Source organism: Bradyrhizobium sp. CCBAU 45321 (assembly GCF_028128975.1).
In the GTDB taxonomy this organism is placed as follows: Bacteria; Pseudomonadota; Alphaproteobacteria; order Rhizobiales; family Xanthobacteraceae; genus Bradyrhizobium; species Bradyrhizobium yuanmingense.
Window position 1 is genome coordinate 236,795 of record NZ_LFKZ01000017.1, and the last position, 22,147, is coordinate 258,941.

Genomic DNA, 22,147 nt, shown 5'->3' on the forward strand with positions numbered 1-22,147 from the left:
AGATGAGAAATGACGAGATCAGTTATTCGGCTTCCTCCAACATTGAATATGAGCAATGCACTCCGGCTGCGACGAAAGTTGGCCGAACTTGATGAAGACCACGACTACCTCTTCGATTTCGAACTGGTGGGACATACAGACCCATTTGGGCTGCTCCTCGTGTCAGATGCAATCTCCAGCTTCCAGTCTCGTCAAGTTTTTGGCGATAGCACCTGCCGCAACTATCAGCGAATGTCATATCAGAGCGTCATGGGCTTTTTTAGAGCGTGCGGCTTTGAGTACGGTTACGCTCCCGGTGAAGCGGGCGGTGGAAGCAACTATCTGCCCATCACTCACCTAGATTACGACACTCTAAATAAAGAAGCTGAAGAGCAATGCATTGCGTTTGGAGAGGCGATTGAACTTCGCTCACGGCGAATGGCAGAAGTCCTTTCTCGGCAGCCGGACGGCGACCTGTGCGAAGCGCTGACATATGCACTGCGAGAGGTCATTCGAAATGTTTTCGAACACAGCGGCGCCGATCAAGTACAGTTTTGCGCCCAGCACTGGCCGTCTCGAAACCGCGTTCATTTGGCCATTCTCGATAAAGGCACCGGCGTGCGGCGGAGCTTGTCTCGCAATCCATACCTGACAATAAATTCTGACTTAGACGCCCTAAAGCTCAGCTTAATGCCCGGCGTTTCAGGCAAGATGTACAAGGGGATAAAGCGCCGAAAGCACGACACGTGGCAGAACTCCGGCTATGGGCTCTACATGACAAGTCGTTTAGCCGTTAATGGCGGCAACTTCTGGATCATAAGCGGCGAGAATGCATTCGGCGTTGCGTCTGAGCGAACTCGAGAGCTTCACATTTCCGAGTTCGAGGGGACCGCTTTGCGTGTTTCGTTCGATACCACCCAGCTCAAAACAATCCAAACGAAACTCAAGCGGATCAAGAATGAAGGCCATGAACTCGCTAAGCTGTTTTCCGGCGCTGATCCCCGTGGAGCGTCCTTGGCGTCAACGACCATAAGAACAAAATTCTGAGATGACTTCGCCGCGACAGCTCAAAGAGAGGAGCAGATTTGGGGATCTGCATAGCTAGGCGAACTTTTGACACCACCTCCCTCCACGGCTTTAGGCGGTTGTCCTAAACAAAGCAGACGAAAGTACGTTGTGGCTGCCGTCCCGGAGCACAGATGGTCCGAGGTTCGGCCGGCGCTTGAAGGCTCAGCTGGTGGAGCTGATGCGCGTATGTGTGGAGTCGGTCCCAACTACCAAGCTAGCTGCGACTAGCCCCAAATTCCCGCTTGATTGTTGCGAGGATGTCCCCGAACGCCTCTCGTATATTGCCTTTCGAAAATGGGATGTACTGCACGCCCGCCAGATTTGAAAATGTGCCGCAGCCGTCCTCTAGTAGAACAATGGCACGCTTCATCCCCAACCGCCCCTGAAACAGCCCAGCTTCGTGAATGACATTCTCCCTAGCATGCATTTTGCCTCCTGCGTCTTCGTCCTCCGCCGTCATCACGAGAAGCGCAAAACTTGCCTTGTCCTCCATGTCCTTAAGAATGTCAGCGATGTGCAGCCCAGCCCTCGGTTCGGTTTCGTATGCCGTGACTTTGAAACCGTGTTTGTCGTGCAGATGCTCCTTGACGTCGCGCCACTGCAAGCTTCGACCATGACCGATGAAAATCTCTAGACGCTCACGTAACGTGCTCTCGATGTCTTCCTCGGGCATTCGACAAGCTTCAGCGTTCGCATCGAACGCTCTGAAGACGGATTCGATATCGCCTCGGCTTTTGGCGGAGACCGAAACGTCTGTGCCCCAGAGCTGGTGGAAGTGCAGCGAGAATTCGTGATGCTTCTCCAAGCTGTAATAGGTAAGCCGCGCTGATCTCGTATTTGTCTTTCGGTAGTCGGAATAAAACTCGGAGTCATCGTCGAAGGTCCATGTTTCCAGGCCGACCTTAACCTGATGTGTTCGGCGCTCTGCTTTCGGAAAGAGCTGCTTGAATGCACCGATCCCCTCCGCAATTACTTCGGGTGTAAACTTCGACGCCGGGTACGTCCTACTCTTACTCAGTGCCAAGGTGTTACTCCATCCCAGCCGTGTTGTGGTGGCGCCCCAGATTGATACCCTCTGCCTCAGCTCGGAGCCTAACGTAGCCCCTCATGATGTTCTCGCGGAAGGAGAACCATCCCGCACCATGACCAGCAACGATCCTGCCATGTGTGTCCTTGCGTAGGGAGAGATATCGTTGATTCAGCTTGTCGCGCGGCATGAGCGTTCGGCCGACGCGCTTGGTCACGATCCACTTGTATGAGTTCTCATAGATGTCCGCGATTTGTCGGCGGTCAGATGTGCTGTCTGCTAGTGCCCAAAGCGCCTCTTGATAGTCAGCCGTGTTTCGGTACTTCTGAGTGGCTTTGTCGTACTGAGCCCGGAGCGTTGCCTCGGTGCGCTGCAACGCGCCCTCGATGCCTGCTTTGAAGTGCGGGGCACCAGATTTCGTCACTACCTCCGGATCATCGAACATGCTCCAGAACAGAGACTCGCCTATCAAATGAACATAATGCGGGAAGCCATCGCTCACTTGACTGATGCGGATGAGCGTTTCCAATTGAAGCTCAACTCCGAGCCTCTCCGCCACGACCATTAGAATCTGCCAGAGGTAGTTATGCTTGAGGCGCTCCAGATGAATCGTCTCCAATATCCTGCCCGCAGATGGATGTGACTGAAGCAGTTCGTCCACGTCATGTGCGATGCCACAAAAGATGAAACGCACGTCTGCGCCAAGCTCCGGAATGTTCTTGATGAACTCGGCGAATTTCTCCCGCTCCGCCGCTGTCTCAATTCTCTCCATCTCATCGATGATGATGATCGTCTTCCCGTTCCGCTTCGAGGCCACATAGCGGATAACGTCCAGCGCCTCATTCAGCGATTGAGGAGCGGCGATCGCGGGGACTGCCTTGCTTGCCCGGCTCACCCCCACACCTCCTAGACCGGGCAGAGTGAGGTTGAAGCCTCCGCCGCCACCCGGCTTCTCGACACGGTCTTCCACAGGGATGAGTGCGTTTCCAATGGCCTGCACTACCTGCGCAAAGCCACTAGTCCTGCCGCACATCACGTGGATCGGAGGGCTGAGGGTTGCGGAGTGAAGGTATGCGGACGTGAGGGCCAGTGATGTCTTACCGACGCCCCGGTCTCCGTAGATGAATATCTGACGGCCAGGAGAACTGAGGGCACGGTCAATTGTGCGAAGGTTCTTTTCTCTTCCAAACAACCGCTCTGGGGTTTTGATCGTGTCGGAGGGCGTGAGGTTCTCCGCCAGCAGCGCCTTCAAATCTTCGTCGGTCACTCCCTTGATGGTCATTGCTGGTCCCGTCCTCGAATCGGACTAAGAACTTTACACAGTGGCAGACGGTACAGAGCCGGCATTGCAGCCCTGTGCACAACTTTAGGGATACACAGCGAACGCCAAGCGCGACTTCGGGGATGGTCGCTCGCCGCACCTCTAGGCCCGCTGGGTGGCGCTGCAGCAGTGGCTAGCGGCGAGCAGGCGGGGGATGGGTCGTTACGCTCGGGGCTTGTGCGGGAGCACAACCCATTGAAATCACGAGGTTTTGCGATCGGTAACCATTAGATTAACTAAGTATCGAGAAGCAATTTCTCCCATCGTGGGGGTCGCATCTACTGCTCATTTGTGCAATCTTTCGGCCCTCTAGGGCTGGGATGCAACTTTCAATCAATTTCGATTTCCTGACCGTTCACGACGCCAAGCTGGTCCAGCTTGCTGCGCGAGCCGAGTATTATTTCCAGGATGATCCCGTAACCGCCATCATCAAGCTTCGCCAATTTGCGGAGCTTATGGCCAAACTGGTCGCGGCACGACACGGGACTTACGAAGGTGAGCGTGAGACCTTTGAGGCGATTCTCCGCCGCCTTTCATTTGAGCGCATCATTCCGAAGGCCATCGCCGATGTCTTTCATACCCTCCGGAAAGCCGGCAACAGCGCAGTTCACGATGCCGCCGGTAACCATTCGGATGCGCTCGCCGCGCTGAAGTTTGCTCGCCAACTCGGTGTTTGGTTTCATCGTGTCTACGGAAAACAACCGGACTTCTCGCCTGGGACTTTCATCGTTCCCGTTGAGGAGCCCGACCCGACGGAAGACCTCCGAAAGGAGATTGATGCCCTGAGGGCTCGGGTTGCCGAGACCGAGGAAGCTGCGGCCCGCGCGAAAGCCGAAGTTGATGCGCATCTCCTCGCCCGTAACAGTGCCGAGGAGCGCTCGAAAAAACAGGAAGAAGATCGGCAGGTTTGGGAGCAACTGGCGAAGGAAGCGGAAGCTGAGAAGCTCAAGCTCTCTGCGGCGCTCAGAAGCCATCCGTCCGTCTCTGCTTCGTACTCGGAGCTCGCGCCGCGATCGGCTTCCCTCTCGATACAGTCGCAACTTGGCCCTGAAGCAGTTGATGACGAGGCGGCACGGCTGGGCAAAGTGCAGGCCGCAGCCCAGCAGGCGCCCAAGTCAGAAATGCAAGACTTTATTGCCCGCGGTGAGGAAGCCGCGAGCAAGATCGATCTTGACGAAGCATCAACGCGCTCACTTATCGATCAGCAGCTACGCGACGCCGGATGGGAAGCGGACACCAAGTCCCTTCGCTATGGGTCCGGGTCGCGCCCGGCGAAAGGGCGCAATCTCGCCATTGCCGAGTGGCCTACCGCCAACGGCCCCGCCGACTATGCTCTCTTCAACGGACTCACGCTTATCGGCGTTGTCGAAGCCAAGCGCCGTCGTAAAAACGTCTCTGCTGCTATCGATCAAGCGGAGCGGTATTCCGTTGGCTTCGCTGGGAGTGACGGCTTCGCATTCGCGGGAGGACCCTGGGCGGATCACAAGGTTCCGTTTGTGTTCGCAGCCAACGGCCGCTCCTATCTCAAGCAGATTGAGACTGAGAGCGGCATCTGGTTCCGCGACACGCGCCGCACCGCCAATCATCGTCGCGCCTTGGTGGATTGGCCGACACCCGATGGGCTCGCTGGTCTGCTCGAAGTGGATCAAGACGCCGCAACGGCGGCCCTCAAGTCGCTTCCGTTCGAGTTCGGCTTTCCGCTTCGAGACTATCAGCAGAACGCCATTAAAGCGGTTGAGGCCGCACTTGAAGCCGAGCGTCGCACGATGCTCATTGCGATGGCGACCGGCACGGGCAAGACCAAGCTCGCAATCGCGATGCTCTATCGGCTGTTGAGCACCAAGCGCTTTCGGCGCATCTGCTTCGTGGTGGATCGGTCCGCGTTGGGCAAGCAGGCCGCCGACGAATTCACGACCACGCGGGTCGTGTCGGGCAAGGCGTTCGCCGACATATTCGGCCTAAAGGGGCTCGACGACGTCGCACCCGAGGCGGAAACCAAAGTGCACATCTGCACGATTCAAGGGTTGGTAAAGCGTGTCCTGTACACGGCCGACGATTCCGAAGCCCCACCGATTGATCAGTACGACCTGATGGTCGTCGATGAATGCCATCGCGGCTATCTGCTGGACCGCGAGATGTCCGATGCTGAGCTGAGCTTTCGTGGCCAGGAGGACTACGTCTCGAAATACCGTCGTGTTCTCGAGTACTTCGATGCCGTCAAAATCGGTCTGACCGCCACGCCGGCCTTGCACACCACGGACATCTTCGGCGATCCGATCTTTACGTACTCATATAGAGACGCTGTGGTCGAGGGACATCTTATCGACCATGAGCCGCCGACCAGGATTGAGACTGCGCTGGCCCGTGCCGGCATCGTCTTTGAAAAAGGAGAGCAGGTCGACGTTCTCAACACCCGCACCGGCGAGGTGAGCCTAACTCACGCTCCGGACGAGTTGCGCTTCGAGGTCGAGCAATTCAACAAGCAGGTGGTTACACCCGAGTTCAATCGCGTAGTCGCGGAAGAGCTAGCCAAGCACATCGATCCGGCGCTTCCCGGCAAGACACTGATTTTCGCCGCCACCGATGCCCATGCCGATATTGTGGTGTCCAAGTTCAAGGACGCTTTCGCGGCTGCTTATGGCGAGATCGACGACGCGGCAGTGAAGAAGATCACCGGAAGTGTCGATAAGGTTCAGAACCTCATTCGGTCGTACCGCAATGACGCCAGTCCCAAGATTGCCGTCACGGTCGATCTTCTGACCACGGGCATCGACGTGCCCTCAATAACTAATCTCGTGTTCCTGCGCCGAGTCAACAGCCGCATCCTGTATGAGCAGATGATCGGACGCGCTACACGGAAATGTCCCGAAATCGGCAAGGAGGTGTTCCGCATCTTCGATGCCGTGGACCTTTACTCGCACCTCCAGAATCTCACCGAAATGAAGCCGGTGGTAGTCAATCCATCGATCGGGTTTGAGCAGCTCGTCAATGAGCTGATCGCGGCAGATGAAGACGCTTACCGCGATAGCATTCGGCAGCAACTTGCAGTGAAACTTCGCCGCCGACTCGGCAAGTTACCTTCAGAGGCGCGGCTAAGGTTCGAGGCCGCCGCTGGAGAAACGCCAGAAGCCACCTTGAAACGGTTAGTCGAAAGTAAGCCGGCAGAGCTTTCCAACTGGCTCTCACACAGAGCCGCTATCGGTCCCATTTTGGATTGGGAGAACGACGGAAACAAGCCTCGCTTTATGCCGATCTCGAATCACGGCGACGAGGTCGTGGCAGTTACCCGCGGCTACGGAGCTGGCAGCAAGCCTGAGGATTTTCTTGATACCTTCGCCGCCTTCATCCGCGAAAACATCAACACCATTGCAGCCCTCAAGCTAGTCGTGCAACGGCCCCGAGACCTGACCCGCGCCGATCTGCAGGAATTACGCCGGACGCTTGATCTCAAGGGATACTCGGAGGCCAACCTGCGCCGCGCGTGGAGCGATGCCAGAAACGAGGATATCGCCGCCTCTATCATCGGCTTTGTCCGTCAGGCAGCGTTGGGCGATCCTTTGACCCCCTATGGAGATCGTGTAAGAGCCGCGATGCAGAAGGTCATAGCGAGTCGCCCCTGGACTGACCCGCAGAAGCGGTGGCTCAAACGCATCGGTGAACAGGTTGAAAAGGAGATCGTGGTGGATCGCAGCGCGATTGACCGCGAGCCATTCTCCGCGGATGGCGGCTTTGTACGTCTCAACAAGGTCTTTGGCGGAGAGCTTGAAGCGGTGCTGACCGGGATTAATGAAGAGCTGTGGAGGAATGTCGGATGAATGATCAAGAAGAGGCGCTTGCTATGCCTCAGGAGGACGAAGCTGACGTAGCACCGCAGCAGCAGAGCTTCGGCGAATGGGTAAGCAGTGAGATGACGAAACAGGGTCTCACCATCCCGCAATTGGCCGCCAAGACGAAGATTTCGTACACCGGCATCTGGAATATCGTGAAAGGAAACACGCTATATCCAACGGACGAGACGCGGGCGAAGCTTTCGGCAGCATTGAATCAACCGGTTCCTACAGAGGTCGAGAAAGAGGTAGTTGAGCAAAAATCGGAAATCTCAGGGTATACTTGGACCGATTTTACGCCATCCGACATCGGAACTGTACCCGATCAAGCTGGTGTGTATGTATTTTACGATGTCACTGATCGTCCTGTGTATGTCGGCAAATCGGCGAAGAGCGTGCGAACAAGGGTAAAGGATCATCAGACCCGGTTTTGGTTCAAGCCTCCGCTGGTTGTTCGCGGCTCGTTTCTCGCTATCGACGACCCGATTATGTGCGAAAAGATTGAAATGATCCTGATCAAGTTTCTTGGCAAACATGCGCTTCTGAACGTTCAGGGCGTCGTGAGAGACATGGTTGAGTAGAATGACCACCACCATCAGTATTGTTGCCAAGCTCTGGTCGCTGTGCCACGTCCTGCGCGATGACGGCGTCACGTATAATGAGTACGTCACCGAGCTGACTTACCTCCTCTTCCTCAAGATGCTCGCAGAGGTTCCTGATCAGAACGGAGGCTTGCGGGAGAACCGACTTCCGAAGCAATACCGTTGGGGCGAACTAGCAAGGCGTGAAGGACTTGACCAGCTCGACTACTACAAGCAGCTCTTGCTCGATCTCGGCAAGCCCGGCACGAAGGACGCGCTGGTCCGAACCATCTTCACCGATGCGCAAACGAAGCTGCGAAAGCCGACCAACCTCAAGTCGCTCACATCGAGTATCGACCAGCTTGACTGGTTTTCCGCCCGCGAGGAAGGTTTGGGCAACCTCTATGAAGGCCTGCTTGAGAAGAACGCCGCTGACAAAAAGTCAGGCGCCGGACAGTATTTCACGCCTCGCCCGCTGATCGATTGCATCGTTCGCCTCGTGAAGCCACAACCGGGCGAGACGATCCAGGACCCGGCTGCCGGGACTGCTGGTTTCCTCGTCGCCGCTGACCGCTACATCAAGGACCAGACTGACGAACTATACAAGCTTTCGCCCGACAAGGCGCATTTCCAGCGTCACAGCGCGTTTGTGGGCGCAGAGCTGGTTCCGGACACCCATCGGCTGTGCCTGATGAACCTTCTGCTGCACGGCATAGAAGGGGGTGTGGAACTGGCCGACACGCTCTCGCCCGATGGCGAACGCCTTGCAAAAGCCGACCTCCTTCTGACCAACCCTCCGTTCGGGACCAAGAAGGGCGGCGGCCGGCCGACGCGTTCTGACTTCTCTGTCACGGCCGAGACTTCCAACAAGCAACTCGCCTTTGTCGAGCACATTGTTCGCGCTCTCAAGCTTGGGGGGCGGGCCGCAGTGGTAGTGCCGGACAACGTGCTGTTCGAGGATAACACCGGACGCCGGCTGCGGTCTTGGCTAATGGACCTATGCAACCTGCACACCATACTACGTCTGCCGACCGGAATCTTCTATGCTCAGGGGGTGAAGACTAACGTGCTGTTCTTCCAGCGCGGCAACTCGGATAAGGGCAATACAAAAAATGTCTGGGTCTACGACCTGAGGGCGAATATGCCGGCCTTTGGCAAGACGCGCCCATTGGTGGTTGAAGACTTCGCGGAGTTCGAGAAGGCTTATGGGAGCGAGCCCAATGGCGGTTCCAAGCGCAAAGATCTGGGCGAAGAAGGCCGCTGGCGATGTTTCACGCGCGAGCAGATCGCCGCCCGCGATGACAATCTCGACATCGCATGGCTACGCGACACGGAGGCAGAAGCCGAAGAGCAACTAACCGAGCCAGTGGACATCGCAGCAGCGATCATTGGACATCTCAAGGCAGCCCTAGAGGACATAGAGGCAGTTTCAGACGAACTGGAGCCGGAAAGTGCAGATGAAGTTGCTCCTGTGCCAGAGGCGGCGGAATGAGTGACTTGCCCAATGGGTGGACACGAGCGGCAATTGGCGAGATCGCTGACGTCCGGCTTGGCAAGATGCTTGATGCCGCCAAGAACAAGGGGACTCCAGTTCCCTACCTCCGCAACGTGAATGTTCGTTGGGGCAGCTTTGACTTGGCTGATATACTTGAGATGCGGATGACCGCGGAAGAATTGGAAAGCTATTCGATCAAGGACGGTGACGTCATCATCTGTGAGGGCGGCGAGCCTGGTCGCGCTGCGGTGTGGCGATCTGGTCCCACGGAGTTAAAATTTCAGAAGGCTCTCCATCGCGCCCGTACCTTTAACGGCGTGTCGCCCGAATGGCTGGCGTTTTATATGCGTCACATTGCGACAAACGGAGAACTAGAAAGCAGATTTACAGGGACTACGATCAAGCATCTTCCGCTTGCCACGATGCGCGAAATGCCGATGCCCCTGCCCCCAATTCCCGAACAGCGCCGGATCGTGACGAAGATTGATAGCCTGTCCGCGAAGTCAAGACGAGCTCGCCATCATCTCGATCATATCGCGCGGTTGGTCGAGAAGTATAAGCAGGCGATCCTTAACGCCGGGTTCTCTCAAGCCGGCGGACACGGTGATTATGTACCGCTTGCCGGCGCCATAGCTTCTACCTTTTATGGACCAAGGTTCGCCAAAGAAGCCTATGGCGGTGAGGGTGTAGTCACCCTTCGTACGACCGACTTCGATGATCATGGTAACGTCAGGCTCAAATCCCCTCCACGCGTCACCGTTTCAGCAGCAGAGTTGGCCAAGTGGGGCCTCGTTGAAGGCGATCTCCTCGTCACACGCACGGGTTCGATTGGAAAGTGTGCTCTTTATTCTCAATCCATCGGTCCGGCCTTACCGAGCGCGTACTTGATACGAGTTCGGCTGAGAATTGAGAGGGTACGTCCCCGCTATGTCTTGCTATTTCTATTGTCGAATTCTGGCCAAGAACAACTTGGTTTGGGCATAACAGCCGTTACCCAACCTAACATAAATGCGGGTGTTATCGAGCGCCTGACGCTGCCCATTCCGGATTTGGATAGGCAGGATCGCGTTATCCACTACATCGAAAAGGCCTTCGCCTGGATCAACCGTCTCGCCTCGGAAGCTACCAGCGCTCGCAAGCTAGTCGACCATCTTGATCGAGCTGTCCTGGCCAAGGCGTTTCGAGGCGAACTAGTACCGCAGGCCTCCAGCGACGAACCTGCCAGTGTTCTTTTGGATCGGATCAGGGCTGAGCGGAGAGCCGCAGCATCGGCCGGAGGCGATGGAAAAAGGCGACGAAAGGCAACAGCCTGATCTTTGAAGACGCCCCCTGAAGCCACAGTCTGCTGTTTCCTGAGTCCCGGCGTCGGACCCCCATCGAAGCTGCACCGGCAATATTTGCGCGAAGGGTCCCAATTGCGAGCCGTGACCTCGTGGCGGCGGCTTTGCGGATTTCCCCCGTATGCCCTTCTCGATTCAGAAATGATGGACTGCTCGGGGCACTGCCTTTACGCGGTCGTCCCAGGGCAAGCTTCCGCTAGAAGGCTGAGTCGATTTGACTCACGCTGATACCGTTGAGATAGCCAAATGAGGCTCCTAACGTTTGTGTCAACGGACGTTGTTGCAAATGTTGGAGCAGTGCATGTCAGTCACGATCAATCGCTTTGTCGCTTACTATCGCGTATCGACCGCGAAGCAGGGAGCATCTGGTCTCGGGTTAGCCGCACAGAGGTCCGCTGTTGCGGCCTACCTGAAGGAGCACGGGCAAGTCATAGCGGAGTTCAAGGAGGTTGAGAGTGGACGCCGAAGCGACAGACCGGCCCTAGAGCGGGCCCTTGCTACGGCCCGCGTTCATCGCGTTCCTATCGTAGTTGCCAAGGTGGATCGCCTTACAAGGTCAGTCGCGTTTCTTTCGCGGTTATTGGAATCCGGCGTGGAAGTTCGCTTTGCCGACCTGCCTGCAATCGAAGGCCCCACTGGTCGATTCATGCTCCAACAGATGGCCGCCGTGGCGGAGCTGGAAGCGGGTCTGATCTCCACACGAACAAAGGCGGCCCTTGCAGCCGCCAAGAATCGGGGCGTCAAGCTTGGAGGCTTCCGGGGAGTGTCGATATCCAGGGCAGCACACCTAGCAAGCAGGCTCGCCCGCGGAACGATAGCCAGCCGGCGAGCGCAGGACCTCATGCCGACCCTCAGAGAACTACAAGGTCAAGGGGTGACCTCCCATGAAGGGTTGGCTCGCGCACTCACCGACCGAGGTATCCCTACCTCGCGAGGACATGCCGAGTGGACAGGGGTCCAAGTTGCAAGGGTACTGCGAAGAGCACCACCGTGAGATAGGGGTGCGCCACAGTGCCCCACAGCTGAGTGTGGCGGTAGAGTCAGGGCATGCGCCTTGAAACCAGTAAGCCCCCTGCGCAAAGGCACGTTGGAGGGAGCATTAGTGCTACGCATGCGGATACTCGACACCCACGTTGGGGTACCTACGGGATGAAAGAAACCCCTGCAGAACAAGCACGGTAGGGGATCGGTGGGGGGATTGACACGATCGAAACGCTTTTCCTAGTTTGCCGCCTGCGAAGCGCAAACGACGAAGCGGACAGTATGACCAAGAATTCGACTCGGCCTCACCTACTCTTTCCCCATTCAAGGCACAAAGAACCGCCGCAGCGCTTCGATGGCATTGCACCCGTTGCGTACACACGCCGCTGAAATTTCCTTCAAGGTGCATCTGCATATGTTGCGCCACGCATGCGGTTACGCCTTGGCAAACAAGGGCGGCGAAACGCGGGCCCCTCAAGTCTACCTGCAAGAATATCCAACACGCGGTGCGATATACCGAGCTGGCCCCGAGGCGCTTCAAAGAATTTTGGGGACGTTAGCTAACCGCCTCTAGGATCGGATACATCAAATGAAAACAAGGCAGAAATCGACACCCTCGGAAACGCTACTAGCGGATCGCTTTAAGTGGCTAGAGGAGGCGTACAACGCGTTCAGTCGCGGTGGTGCTAAGGGATATTTGGAAAATCAGCCGCCTGTCGATCTCCTCTTGTCCGGACTAAGAGAATCGGACCCTGAGCCCTGGGATATCGGGATCATTGCGAAGCCGGCCCCTACCCATGTAGAGGAAGGTCCCTCAATAATTGTCACCTACAAGAAGCCCAAAGAGAGACGTACACTCGACGAAGCAGATTCGTCAGATCGGCAGTTCGATCCGCCGGCCGTACTGGTGCAACAGCTTCACATAATTTTCGGCGGGCGGTTAAGGCTAAAGACGAGCGAGAGCCACGTTACAAGTCCAGATCACCCAAAAGGAATCCCCTATCACTATCCGCTTATCGGCATTAGGGCACCCAAGCGGTTTGATTTTAGGGTGCTACGAGCAATCCTAGATGCGCCATCTGACAAACTGGCAACTGGCGACCAGGAAGGCTTTCGCGATCTTAGACGTTGCAATCTACATGCGCCGTGGTTGACGCAGCAGCAAGCGACAGAGAAGTTTGGACCTCAGAATAGGCGACGCTCCTTCACCCGCAATGATGCATTGGAGGCATCTCTGCGTGCCTTCGATCTTCGGCACTCGCAGACCGGCGGCTCTCTCAGTCGAGAGGCATTTCGCGAAGCGCTCGTTCAAGGCTACCGTCTGCTCGACTGTCATCAGCTCAAGCCGCGCGATCCAAACTGAGCCTCAACGGGCGCTCGACATTCTCCGCCGATTGAAAGAACTCCTATATCAATGAGCATGAGACGCCGTGGAAAGCTTATCGACCGGATCGCTACAACGTCGGACCCATCGTTTGGCGGATGCAGAATCCCAGGATGCCGCAACCCGACCATGCGGGCGGCAGGCACAGGACTCGCGGCTTTCCATTGCCGTAAGCACATTGAGCACAAAGCCCGGCACGGATCGCACTGGCACGGGACATACAGCGCGGCAGAACTAAAGCCGTATCTTACTGCCGCAACCTCGTATGTTCGGCTTCGGGCTGAGTCCGATCGGTTCATCAAAGCGGCACTCGACGCCGTCGCGCTGCTTCTCGAAGAAGCCGGTCCAACCGAGATCGCTACGCGACTGAGGGGCATGTCCGCAAACGGAAGAGCTCGTATTGCACTGGCCCGGCTCCGTGCCGCAGGCATCAAGCCAGAGCGCTTCGTTGCCATCGTTCTGGCCGTCACGGCATTGATCGAGGAAGACCCCGGCTCTCACCGGACGAAGGAGTTTCGCACGGTTCAAATCGCAAAGGCTTTGCATCGCCTTGCAAGCGGCTATCATCGCGTTTGGAAACTTCCGGACGAGAGGGGGCGCCTCAGAAAGGTCGCGGAACTCCACGCCTTTCCCAGGTCGTCTGGGCCGGTGTTGCGACTGATCGGGCGGGCCGTCGAGCAGCCGTGCGAATGGGTGGTGGAAAAGCACCTTTCCGCCGTCCTCGCCTTGAAGGTGAAACGGTATGGACGCCATCCCATACTTCGGGCAGCAGGCCTCGAATAATTTCCAGTGATAGGCTCTCGCACGTCATATCTGGTGGCTGAATAGCGGTACGCACATGTTGGGGCATCAAGCCGGTCACTTTGAGCACAGATTTCCGGGGCCATGACATTGAGTAATCAGCACATGCGGTTCGATCCGCAGTTGCGGGCGAGAACGCCGGAGCTAAGGGAAGCCATCGGCCGCTTCATGCATTATCTGATCGCACAGGAAGACAAGCTCGGCCTTCGCTCTCGTGCTCGCAAGGATGAAGACCTGCGCAAATTCACCATCGCCGTTGAGGCCGTTGCTTGCAATGTGCTCATGCAAGGTCTCCTTCGCGAAGCCGCGGCGCTCGCCGTTCCGCTCGACAACAACATGATGTGGGGTGTAAACCGCTACCGGAATCCAGTCTACGGCCAGCACTTCCTTGGCCTGCTTGACCTGTTGGAACGGCTAAAGCTCCTTAAACGCGTCACAACAGGCTATCGGTTCTCAAGAACGGCGAAAGCTCCGTCGCTCTTCAAAACGGTCGCGGATCTCTCGAAACGCTTTCCGAGGGTGACACCGGCCTCCTTCCGTCGAGAACAGGAGCCGGAAATCCTCGTCCTCAAGTCGGGCAGGGACGATGATGGCAACGCGACCTTGATAAATTACGCCGAGAGCCAAAAAACGAGGACGCTTCGCCGGAAAGTTCAACGTATCAATGATTGGCTTCTCGATGCCGATATCGAATTGACAGGAACTCGCGCCGCTGCCCGGCTCGGCAAAGAAGGCGAGGTCGTTGCCTGCTATCGCCGGACGCTCCGCAGGACGTTCAATAACGAGAGCTGGCAACAGGGCGGGAGGCTTTCCGGCGGCTTCTGGATGACCATGCCCCGCACCGATCGATTCCGGCAGATTCGCATAAGCGGCAAGCCGGTGGCCGATGTAGATTACCAACAACTCTTTCCACGTCTCGCCTACGTCCGCGCCAGAGCGCCGCAGCCGACCGGAGACCTTTACGACGTGACGGGCGACGGCACCGGACGCGATGGCTGGAAGCTGCTCCTTAATGCCCTGCTGTTTACCCGAGGCCCCCTGAAGCGGTGGCCGCGCGATTGCAGTCCGTTGCTTCCCCAGTTGAACCTCAAGCAGGCAGTGGCACTGCTAGAGCAAAAACACGGGCCGATTGCCCATCTATTCGGAACCGGAGTCGGCTTTGAACTCATGTTTCTCGAAAGCGAACTGCTGATCGCTGTGGTCACGCACCTCTTTGAAAGCGGCATCCCAGCGCTGCCCCTTCATGATGCCGTACTCGTGGCGAAACCAAATGCTGCAGCCGCCAAGGCTGCTATGAAGCATGCCTTTTGCGCTGGATCGGGCCAGTCTCGCGCGTTCATAAAAATCGAGTTTTCCCCTGTAAAATAAGCCTTTTCTGCCTTACGTCTCTGCTAAAGGACTAGGAGGGGAAGAGCTAAGGAAAGAGAACTTCGAGGATTGTCTTAGAGGTGCGGCTTGAGCCTGATCCTCTAAAGCGGCGAGGCCAACCACACCGTCATCACCCCCCAGCCTGCCCTAGTGGGGAGACCTACAGAGGGGATGAGCGCAGTAGACACCCGCCTCCACCCCCCTCCCCCTTGAAGACAGACCTTCATGGCCTCCATTTACGACACGCTCATGGGGTAACCTTGAGGCGACGATACCAACCCGGCCATAGCCATCCCAGGGTCTTCCTGATGGAGCACCTTGAAGGGATGGGGTAGGAGTGCGGCTACCTAATTGGCCCCTACCCTCGAAGGGTAACCTCTAAGGCCTCCGTCGGGTTTGGGGCAGCCAGAGATGGTCGAGTACCGAGAAGGTCACCCTCGCGACCACCTCACCGGCTACGCCAAGGGGCCTTCAAGGAAGCCCCTAGGGCGAGGGAGGACACGGACGATCCCCAATCATAGAGGCCCTGCTTCAGATTACGATCAGGGTCGCCCAACTCCCTCTCTGAGTAAGTGCTCAAAGTGATCAGGCAGGCACCGGACGGGATTCAGCCAATGCTCCCCCTGCACCTATCGGTCAGCGTGATTTCTTGGCTTCATCGAACAGGAAACGAATCGGCGTCTCCAATGCTTGAGCAACGTGCCAAAGGCTAACAATGGTTGCGTTCCGATTTCCCTGCTCCAAGCCGCTGATATAGGCCCGGTCGACACCCACGAGATCGGCAAGTTCGGCCTGCGTAATTCCAGCCGCCATCCGCAGCCTCCTTACGTTTCCCCCTACCAAGCGCCGCACGTCCTCTGACATGCGCACATAGCGACAACTTGTTGCAATCTAATGCGACGCAATATATTGCACATCCATCAAGAGGAGGTTCAAACAATGCGCTGCCTAGTCCTGCTCGCCTTGCTTCTGCAGATTAGCTCCTCCTACGCTCAATCCCCTACAGTTGAGTATAGAGCCGCTCTCGAATATTGCGCTGGGCAGCACATGGTAGACCTCGACGATGGAGTCTCATCGGCGCCAATCATTGCGCGAGCACTCCTCGGTGTTTGCAGGAGGGAGAATCAAAAGCTCTTCGAGCGGGCGATGGTAGGGCACCCACGCGCCTACGTGACGGGATACGAAAATGCTGCGACTGAGCAGTTCACAACCTTTGTCTTGATGCACAGGGCAAGAAAGGGCCGATCCTGACACCGCCGCCTGAGGGCACTCCCGGGTAGCCGAAGGCAAGGCACTCTCATTGTGAGTACACGCCCTAGAAGCAGACGCGGTTCACGGGGCAAGCTCATCTTCATCTTTGGTTTCTCTCGCCTGGACTCGCCCTAGAACCCGAGTTGCCGAATTTTCCCGAATGTGGTTACGACTTCTTAGTTGCTTCTCACTACGTTGCGAGGCAACGGTTCAGTTGCCCATGCGTCAAGACAAAGAACAAGAAAGCCGACGGGTCACCTTTGAGCACCGCTTGCCGGCGCAAATGATGGCGATCGATGGCACCTGGCGTCGTTCGTGTAGCCTCAAAGATGTGTCTGAAGTCGGTGCTACCCTTCAAGTTGAAGCGACGATTGAGGGGCTAGCCTTGAAGGAGTTCTTTCTTCTGCTCTCCTCGACGGGGCTTGCCTATCGCCGATGCCAGCTTGAGCGAGTGAACGGCGAGGAATTAGAGGTCAGCTTCCTACGCCAAAAGTCCAAGGCGACGAAATCTCCGGCTTAATCAAACAAACATCGCGCCTGCTAAATATCCCCGCATGCCAAATTTTCCCGGCCCCGGAACCTTTTGCTTCTGTGCACTTTGTAACATCCAGCGAAAGTGTGAGTGGTGGGGGAAGCCTTGACGGAAATGCCATCGATCCTTGTCATCGAGGATGACGACGCCATCCAAAGTCTTGTTGAGGATGCGCTGAACGAGGGGGGCTTCGAGACCGCTGTCGCCAGTACCGGCGAGGAAGCCGTGACCCTCCTCAAAGGGGGGCTCGTTACATACCGCTGCCTCGTGACTGACATTAATCTGCTGGGAAGGTTCAACGGCTGGGAGGTAGCGCGAGCAGCACGTGAGGTCGATCCGAGCTTTCCCGTGGTCTATATGTCCGGCGTGGCCGCTCACGAGTGGCTGGTACAGGGCGTTCCCAACAGCATAATGCTTCAGAAACCGTTCGCGCCCGCGCAGCTCGTGACGGCAGTTTCCCACCTCCTCAATGGCTGCTTGAGTCCCAAAGCACCAGACGAACTTTCCGGCTAGCTTGGTGCTCAGATGGCGCGATTCTTCTTCGGCCTTTGCGGTACAGAAAACGTCAATGATCCCGGCGGCCTCGTCTTTGAGCACGAAATAGATGCCTTCCGTGCGGCTCAAAGACTTGCTGAAGAACTAGCAAGTAGCCGACCCCACTTGAGAGAAAATACATGGGTGGTCGTGAGTCGGGACGATAGCACCAGCGCTTATTATCTGAGCCTTTAACATCATTCCCGATGCCATTCCGTAACGTGCCGTTATGAACCGGCGACGGCCTGCCGAGCACAACCACCTATGCCAGGAAGCCACTCCAAATCAGCACGGAAGGAAAAAGATGAATGGCCCTCGGGGGAGTGTCCCGATGTTAGAACGTCGTGCTTCAAAACGGCTTCCAGTTAATCAACCCGCGCTGATCCGCTTTCGCGACATTCGTGGAGTTCATCCATGTGTTGTGAGAAATCTCAGCGAAGAAGGGGCCTGCCTTAGCTCTCCGGTCCGCATTTTCGCCGATGAGCTTGACCTGTCGGTTGACGGGTTCAAGAGTACTCTGAGGTGCGAAGTTGTGTGGAGAGACGAGCATCTATATGGCGTAAAATTCAAAGGCGGCAAACACACATGTGTCCCGTTGTGATGCGGCCTTGGCACGGGCCCTGAGTAGCACTTTCGGCAGAGCAGCCACTGTGCTGGCTGACTTGAAATGCGGCCTCCTGAAGGACAACCCCGCATGTCGTTGAGGGTCACCAGCGAGAATGCTTTAATCTCCCCGCCGATATCCAAACATCATATCCGATACCGGGGATACTTGGCGAGAGCGGCCGCTTGGTCCTCAAGCTCGACACCATGATATCCATCCGCCACGGTGCGACCTTCAAGAGCGTGCCCGGAGATCACATCAAGCGTTCTGCGGTCAATGCCAACTCTTACGCCCACGGGCTTGAAGCGGTGCCTCCAGCCGTGGTTCGGCGCAACACCCTTATCCGGCACTACTGCACGGGCAAACTCCGCAAGCCTATTCTTGACGCCCTGCAATGGTCCAAGCACGCGGTCCTGTACGGCGCTACCTTGGGAAGGCCGCAGGAATAGATGACCGGGAGGTGCAGATCTTACGAACTCCACAAAGCCCATTTCGATCAGGTGAGGATGCAGGACCACATCTCTTGCTTCGTTCGTCTTCACAGTGCCTGCTTCGGGCGTGACCGTGAGATACCAGATGTCTCGGCCGTGCTTGTGTAGGTCCTCCTTTCGCAACTGGGCCATCTCGCCGACACGCGCCCCTGTATACGCCATGAGCCATGGTACCCACCGCTTGGCTGCAAATGTCTCCGGCATCTCTCCACCGCGCTTGGCCCGGAGACTTGCCGCGAGAATTACCCTCGCCTCGGCATCCGTGAAGGCCTTGCTCCGTAGCTTCCGAGGCTTTGCAGCTTTAAGCGTGACACCTTCGGCGGGATTGGTGTGCATCTTCCCATTTGACACCGCCCATCCAAACACCGCTTTGAGCCCTGAGAGGTCATTGTCCTTCACTGTCTTGGCAGAGATCGGCTTCCCAGTGCGGGGATTGATGGTGGCTAGACGGTGATCCTTGAAACCAATCACATCGCCTCTAGACACGCGGCTGCAATCATCGTGACCGAGGAACGCAACGAAGGCAGCCATCGAATTACTGTAACTCTCGTGAGTGCTGGGCTTTAGGTTGCGGGCCTTTGCCTCCACCCACCAACCTTCAACCAACGCAGTCAACGAGCCTCCCTTTAGGACCGGTTGCTTTGTGGGGGCATTGTCCTCGCTCGGCGCAACCCAAGCAGGGAAACGCTCTGACTTCGGGTCGGGACTGTAGTCGCCCTGAGCATTCCGCAGGCGGACCTCAAAAGCATCACGTAACGCCAGCCAAAAAGCTCTCAACAGCAGACCGCGCGACGCGGCGTCAACCCGTCGAATACCTTCAGATAAAAGCAAGCGATCGACAAGGCGCCCCAGATGAATCTCAAGTGTAGAACTCTCCGGGCACTGATCGGCGGGCGGAAGATTGTCTAGGTCAATTGGGTCGCGCAGCGGTTTCGACGTGTCTATCTCATGCTTGCCTATGGTCTCCAGCCGCACAAGACGCATCAGCGCCGCCTCGAAGATTACAGCATCGTCCTCGGGGTCATGCGGCACCGGATGCATCTTGCCATCACGGCCCTGCTCCACTGCATACGTGCGTTCGCGTCCCTCGCCCCCGGCCCATGCCCTGTAGAGGCGTCCGGCCAAGGCCGTTGCCTGAGCATTGGTAAGGGAGGTAGGGCTATCATCCCGGAAGGCGCGGAGGATGCGCTCAAGGTACTGATCGGCCGCCGCGATCCTCGCTTTGACCTCTGCCGGCTCATCGGCTCTCAGGGAAAACCGGATGGCCTGAGCACGGGGCGAGATCGTCACCGCATGCGTGTCCTCACCAAGCGGAAAATACAGTGTGCGACCAACGAGCCGCTCCCGCACGTCCACCGGAATCCGTCGCACATAGAGCTGAAACCGCGAGCCATCGCGCTTCATTGGACGCACCACCCGATACAGCATGTTGCTCACCGTTGTTACACAGTCGGGCGAGCGCAAGTCACTGTAGGGGCTTAACTTATTGAAGGATAAGGAACCTTCAAGAGGATGGTGCCCAGGGGCGGAATCGAACCACCGACACTGCGATTTTCAGTCGCATGCTCTACCAACTGAGCTACCTGGGCGTGCTCCAAGAGAGGGGCCAAAGCCCATCGAGCGGGCGGTTTATAGTGGGCTCGAGGCGGCCTGTCCACCCGGCTTCACCAAGTGGCTGCGCCGGGCGCGGCCCCTCTGTGCACAAGCTGGGACGGGGTTGCTGTTGCGGCCGCCTGCCGCCTCAGAGGCTCTCTTAATCTATTGAGATAGCTCGATTATTCGACGTCGTCGGTTTCGTCGTCGCGGCCGGGGATGACGTAGGAGCCCTTCAGCCAGCGGTTCAGATCGACGTCGCGACAGCGCGAGGAGCAGAACGGACGGGTGGCCTGCGTCTGCGGCTTGCCGCAGATCGGGCAGGTTTTGAGCGGGCCGGTGGGCTTGTTGACCTGGTCGTCCATGGAATGTCGGCAGTTTACACGGGGTGACGGGGTTCAAGAGCCTGCCCCGAAACGGGTTCCTGGCGCAGCCGCGCATGCGCCGCTGGGCGGATCCGGCGGGGCCATTCTACTGTGCATGGGGTTGTTTTCGAGGTTTTTGTCGGCGCGGCCCTTGGACTCAATTGGGCTCACACGGTGGCGGTATTGAGCCAGCCGAAGCGGATCGGAAAGCCCTCGCCGCCGAGCAGCGTCGTGGTCTCGTAGAGCGGCAGGCCGACGACGTTGGTGTAGGACCCGACCATCTTGACCACGAATGATCCGGCGATGCCCTGCACGGCGTAGCCGCCGGCTTTGCCGCGCCATTCGCCGGAGCCGATATAGGCCTGGATGTCGTCCTCGGAGAGGCGCTTGAAGCGCACGCGCGTCTCGACCAGACGCTGGCGGAAGGCCTCGCGCGGCGTGACCAAGCAGATCGCGGTGTAGACGCGGTGGTTGCGGCCTGACAGCAGCCGCAGGCACTGCGCGGCTTCGTCCACGAGGTTCGCCTTCGGCAGGATGCGGCGGCCGACCGCCACCACCGTGTCCGCGGCGAGGACGAAGGCGCCGCGCAGCTCGTCGTCGAGCTGCACCGACTTCAGCGCAGCGTCGGCCTTGGCCCTGGCCAGCCGGTTGGCGCAGGCGCGCGGCAGCTCGCCCCGCTTCGGCGTCTCGTCGACGTCGGCCGGCCGGAGCGCATCCGGCTCGATGCCGGCCTGGTTGAGCAGCGACAGCCGACGCGGCGAACCGGAGGCAAGTACGAATTTTGGGCGGCCGAGCATCAGGTGATTTGGGGGATGAGGCAGGGGTGAATTGCGCGCGGAACCTATCGGAAGGGGGCTGATTTCACAACCCGGGAACCGGAGTTTGGTGATTCGAGGTATCGCCACGGCTGTGCCTGCTCTCTGTGACGCGGGTGTTACGGAGGGTCTCGTGTCCCGGACGCGGCGCGGCATGAAATGCTGCGACGCTGAGCCGGGACCCACGCCCGTGCGATGAGATGGGCCCCGGCTCTGCAGCGCATCGCGAAGACGCGCTGCACTGCGTCCGGGGCACGAGATCACCCGCTCGCCGCGCCGACCTTGGCGAAGCGCCGCCGGATGCGCATCAGGAGCTGATCGCAGACCTCGCGATAGGCAGCGAGCTTCTGGTCGCGGCTGCCTTCGATGGTGGTGGGATCCTGCGTCGGCCAGTATTCGACCTCGGCCGCGAGCGTTCGCGTCAGCTCCAGCGCCTTGTGATGCGCCTCGGGCGAGAGCGTGATGATGAGGTCGAAATTCAGTCCCTCCCAATCCTCCAGCTCCTCGAAGGTCTGCGGCTTGTGGCCGGAGATGTCCTGGCCGAGCTCGCCCATGACGGCGACGGCGAAGGGATCGAGCTCGCCCTTCCTGGTGCCGGCCGACTTCACGTAGAGACCTTGCGGAAACATGTGCTGCAACAGGCTCTCGGCCATCGGCGAGCGCACGCTGTTCATCGCACAGGCGAACAGCACCGACTGAGGATCGCGTGCGCGTGGCGGATCCGCCATCGCGCTCAGCCTCTTTTGATAGAGGGCATGGCCTTGTCGGAAAACCGCTGCACACTTTTCCG

Annotated in this window: 20 protein-coding genes and 1 tRNA gene; 13 read left to right on the forward strand and 8 right to left on the reverse strand. The window is 57.8% G+C overall.

Annotated features, from left to right (window positions below; all coding sequences use genetic code 11):
• Positions 1–78 precede the first annotated feature (78 nt).
• Positions 79–1,026: a hypothetical protein gene (locus ACM43_RS07100; RefSeq protein ID WP_271539213.1), complete on the forward strand. Its 948-nt coding sequence runs from the start codon at positions 79–81 to the stop codon at positions 1,024–1,026.
• 235 nt (positions 1,027–1,261) lie between these two features.
• Here ACM43_RS07100 and ACM43_RS07105 read toward each other — a convergent pair whose 3' ends face one another.
• Both ACM43_RS07105 and ACM43_RS07110 read right to left on the reverse strand, forming a co-directional pair.
• Positions 1,262–2,071 (reverse strand): nucleotide-binding protein, encoded by an 810-nt coding sequence (locus tag ACM43_RS07105; RefSeq protein ID WP_271539215.1) that lies wholly within the window; start codon positions 2,069–2,071, stop codon positions 1,262–1,264.
• Positions 2,072–2,075: 4 nt separating this feature from the next.
• A complete protein-coding gene (locus tag ACM43_RS07110) occupies positions 2,076–3,356 on the reverse strand; it encodes an AAA family ATPase (RefSeq protein ID WP_271539217.1) in 1,281 nt (426 codons plus the stop codon).
• A gap of 359 nt (positions 3,357–3,715) precedes the next feature.
• On the opposite strand from ACM43_RS07110, the gene hsdR reads away from it, so the two are divergent.
• The 8 genes from hsdR to ACM43_RS07150 all read left to right on the forward strand — a co-directional run bounded on the left by hsdR (position 3,716) and on the right by ACM43_RS07150 (position 15,172).
• Positions 3,716–7,210 (forward strand): type I restriction-modification system endonuclease, encoded by a 3,495-nt coding sequence (gene hsdR / locus ACM43_RS07115; protein ID WP_271539219.1) that lies wholly within the window; start codon positions 3,716–3,718, stop codon positions 7,208–7,210.
• Entirely contained in the window at positions 7,207–7,803 is a 597-nt protein-coding gene (locus tag ACM43_RS07120) for a hypothetical protein (protein ID WP_271539221.1), read from the forward strand. The genes hsdR and ACM43_RS07120 overlap by 4 nt, the downstream gene beginning before the upstream one ends.
• A gap of 1 nt (position 7,804) precedes the next feature.
• The gene (locus ACM43_RS07125; RefSeq protein ID WP_271539223.1) at positions 7,805–9,295 is read left to right on the forward strand and encodes a class I SAM-dependent DNA methyltransferase; all 1,491 of its coding nucleotides are present in this window, start codon (positions 7,805–7,807) and stop codon (positions 9,293–9,295) included.
• Positions 9,292–10,611 (forward strand): restriction endonuclease subunit S, encoded by a 1,320-nt coding sequence (locus ACM43_RS07130; protein WP_271539225.1) that lies wholly within the window; start codon positions 9,292–9,294, stop codon positions 10,609–10,611. Before ACM43_RS07125 ends, ACM43_RS07130 begins: the two co-directional genes overlap by 4 nt.
• A 328-nt stretch (positions 10,612–10,939) precedes the next feature.
• Complete coding sequence (locus ACM43_RS07135; protein ID WP_442869270.1) at positions 10,940–11,632, forward strand: recombinase family protein; 693 nt, start codon at positions 10,940–10,942, stop codon at positions 11,630–11,632.
• Between the two features lie 576 nt (positions 11,633–12,208).
• Entirely contained in the window at positions 12,209–12,982 is a 774-nt protein-coding gene (locus ACM43_RS07140) for a hypothetical protein (protein ID WP_271539229.1), read from the forward strand.
• 396 nt (positions 12,983–13,378) lie between these two features.
• Entirely contained in the window at positions 13,379–13,786 is a 408-nt protein-coding gene (locus tag ACM43_RS07145; RefSeq protein WP_271539231.1) for a hypothetical protein, read from the forward strand.
• A gap of 123 nt (positions 13,787–13,909) precedes the next feature.
• Positions 13,910–15,172: a hypothetical protein gene (locus ACM43_RS07150; RefSeq protein WP_271539232.1), complete on the forward strand. Its 1,263-nt coding sequence runs from the start codon at positions 13,910–13,912 to the stop codon at positions 15,170–15,172.
• Between the two features lie 636 nt (positions 15,173–15,808).
• Here ACM43_RS07150 and ACM43_RS07155 read toward each other — a convergent pair.
• A complete protein-coding gene (locus ACM43_RS07155; RefSeq protein ID WP_271539234.1) occupies positions 15,809–16,036 on the reverse strand; it encodes a helix-turn-helix domain-containing protein in 228 nt (75 codons plus the stop codon).
• Between the two features lie 607 nt (positions 16,037–16,643).
• Here ACM43_RS07155 and ACM43_RS07160 point away from each other — a divergent pair.
• From ACM43_RS07160 to ACM43_RS38745, 4 genes are all read left to right on the forward strand, one after another.
• Complete coding sequence (locus ACM43_RS07160; protein WP_091966178.1) at positions 16,644–16,943, forward strand: hypothetical protein; 300 nt, start codon at positions 16,644–16,646, stop codon at positions 16,941–16,943.
• A 126-nt stretch (positions 16,944–17,069) separates the two neighbouring features.
• A complete protein-coding gene (locus tag ACM43_RS07165) occupies positions 17,070–17,468 on the forward strand; it encodes a response regulator (RefSeq protein ID WP_271539818.1) in 399 nt (132 codons plus the stop codon).
• A gap of 12 nt (positions 17,469–17,480) precedes the next feature.
• A complete protein-coding gene (locus ACM43_RS38740; protein ID WP_442869271.1) occupies positions 17,481–17,684 on the forward strand; it encodes a DUF6894 family protein in 204 nt (67 codons plus the stop codon).
• A 136-nt stretch (positions 17,685–17,820) separates the two neighbouring features.
• The gene (locus tag ACM43_RS38745; protein ID WP_442869272.1) at positions 17,821–18,090 is read left to right on the forward strand and encodes a PilZ domain-containing protein; all 270 of its coding nucleotides are present in this window, start codon (positions 17,821–17,823) and stop codon (positions 18,088–18,090) included.
• Between the two features lie 149 nt (positions 18,091–18,239).
• Here the strand turns inward: ACM43_RS38745 and ACM43_RS07170 are convergent, their stop codons facing one another.
• The 5 genes from ACM43_RS07170 to ACM43_RS07190 form a co-directional block, all read right to left on the reverse strand.
• Positions 18,240–20,012 (reverse strand): recombinase XerD, encoded by a 1,773-nt coding sequence (locus ACM43_RS07170; protein ID WP_271539238.1) that lies wholly within the window; start codon positions 20,010–20,012, stop codon positions 18,240–18,242.
• An 85-nt stretch (positions 20,013–20,097) separates the two neighbouring features.
• A tRNA-Phe gene (locus ACM43_RS07175) sits at positions 20,098–20,173 on the reverse strand.
• Positions 20,174–20,359: 186 nt separating this feature from the next.
• Complete coding sequence (gene yacG, locus ACM43_RS07180) at positions 20,360–20,542, reverse strand: DNA gyrase inhibitor YacG (protein ID WP_036027000.1); 183 nt, start codon at positions 20,540–20,542, stop codon at positions 20,360–20,362.
• Between the two features lie 167 nt (positions 20,543–20,709).
• On the reverse strand, positions 20,710–21,339 hold the full coding sequence (locus ACM43_RS07185) for a Maf-like protein (protein WP_271539242.1): 630 nt from the start codon (positions 21,337–21,339) through the stop codon (positions 20,710–20,712).
• Positions 21,340–21,617: 278 nt separating this feature from the next.
• On the reverse strand, positions 21,618–22,085 hold the full coding sequence (locus ACM43_RS07190; protein ID WP_109145380.1) for an arsenate-mycothiol transferase ArsC: 468 nt from the start codon (positions 22,083–22,085) through the stop codon (positions 21,618–21,620).
• Between the last annotated feature and the right edge of the window lie 62 nt (positions 22,086–22,147).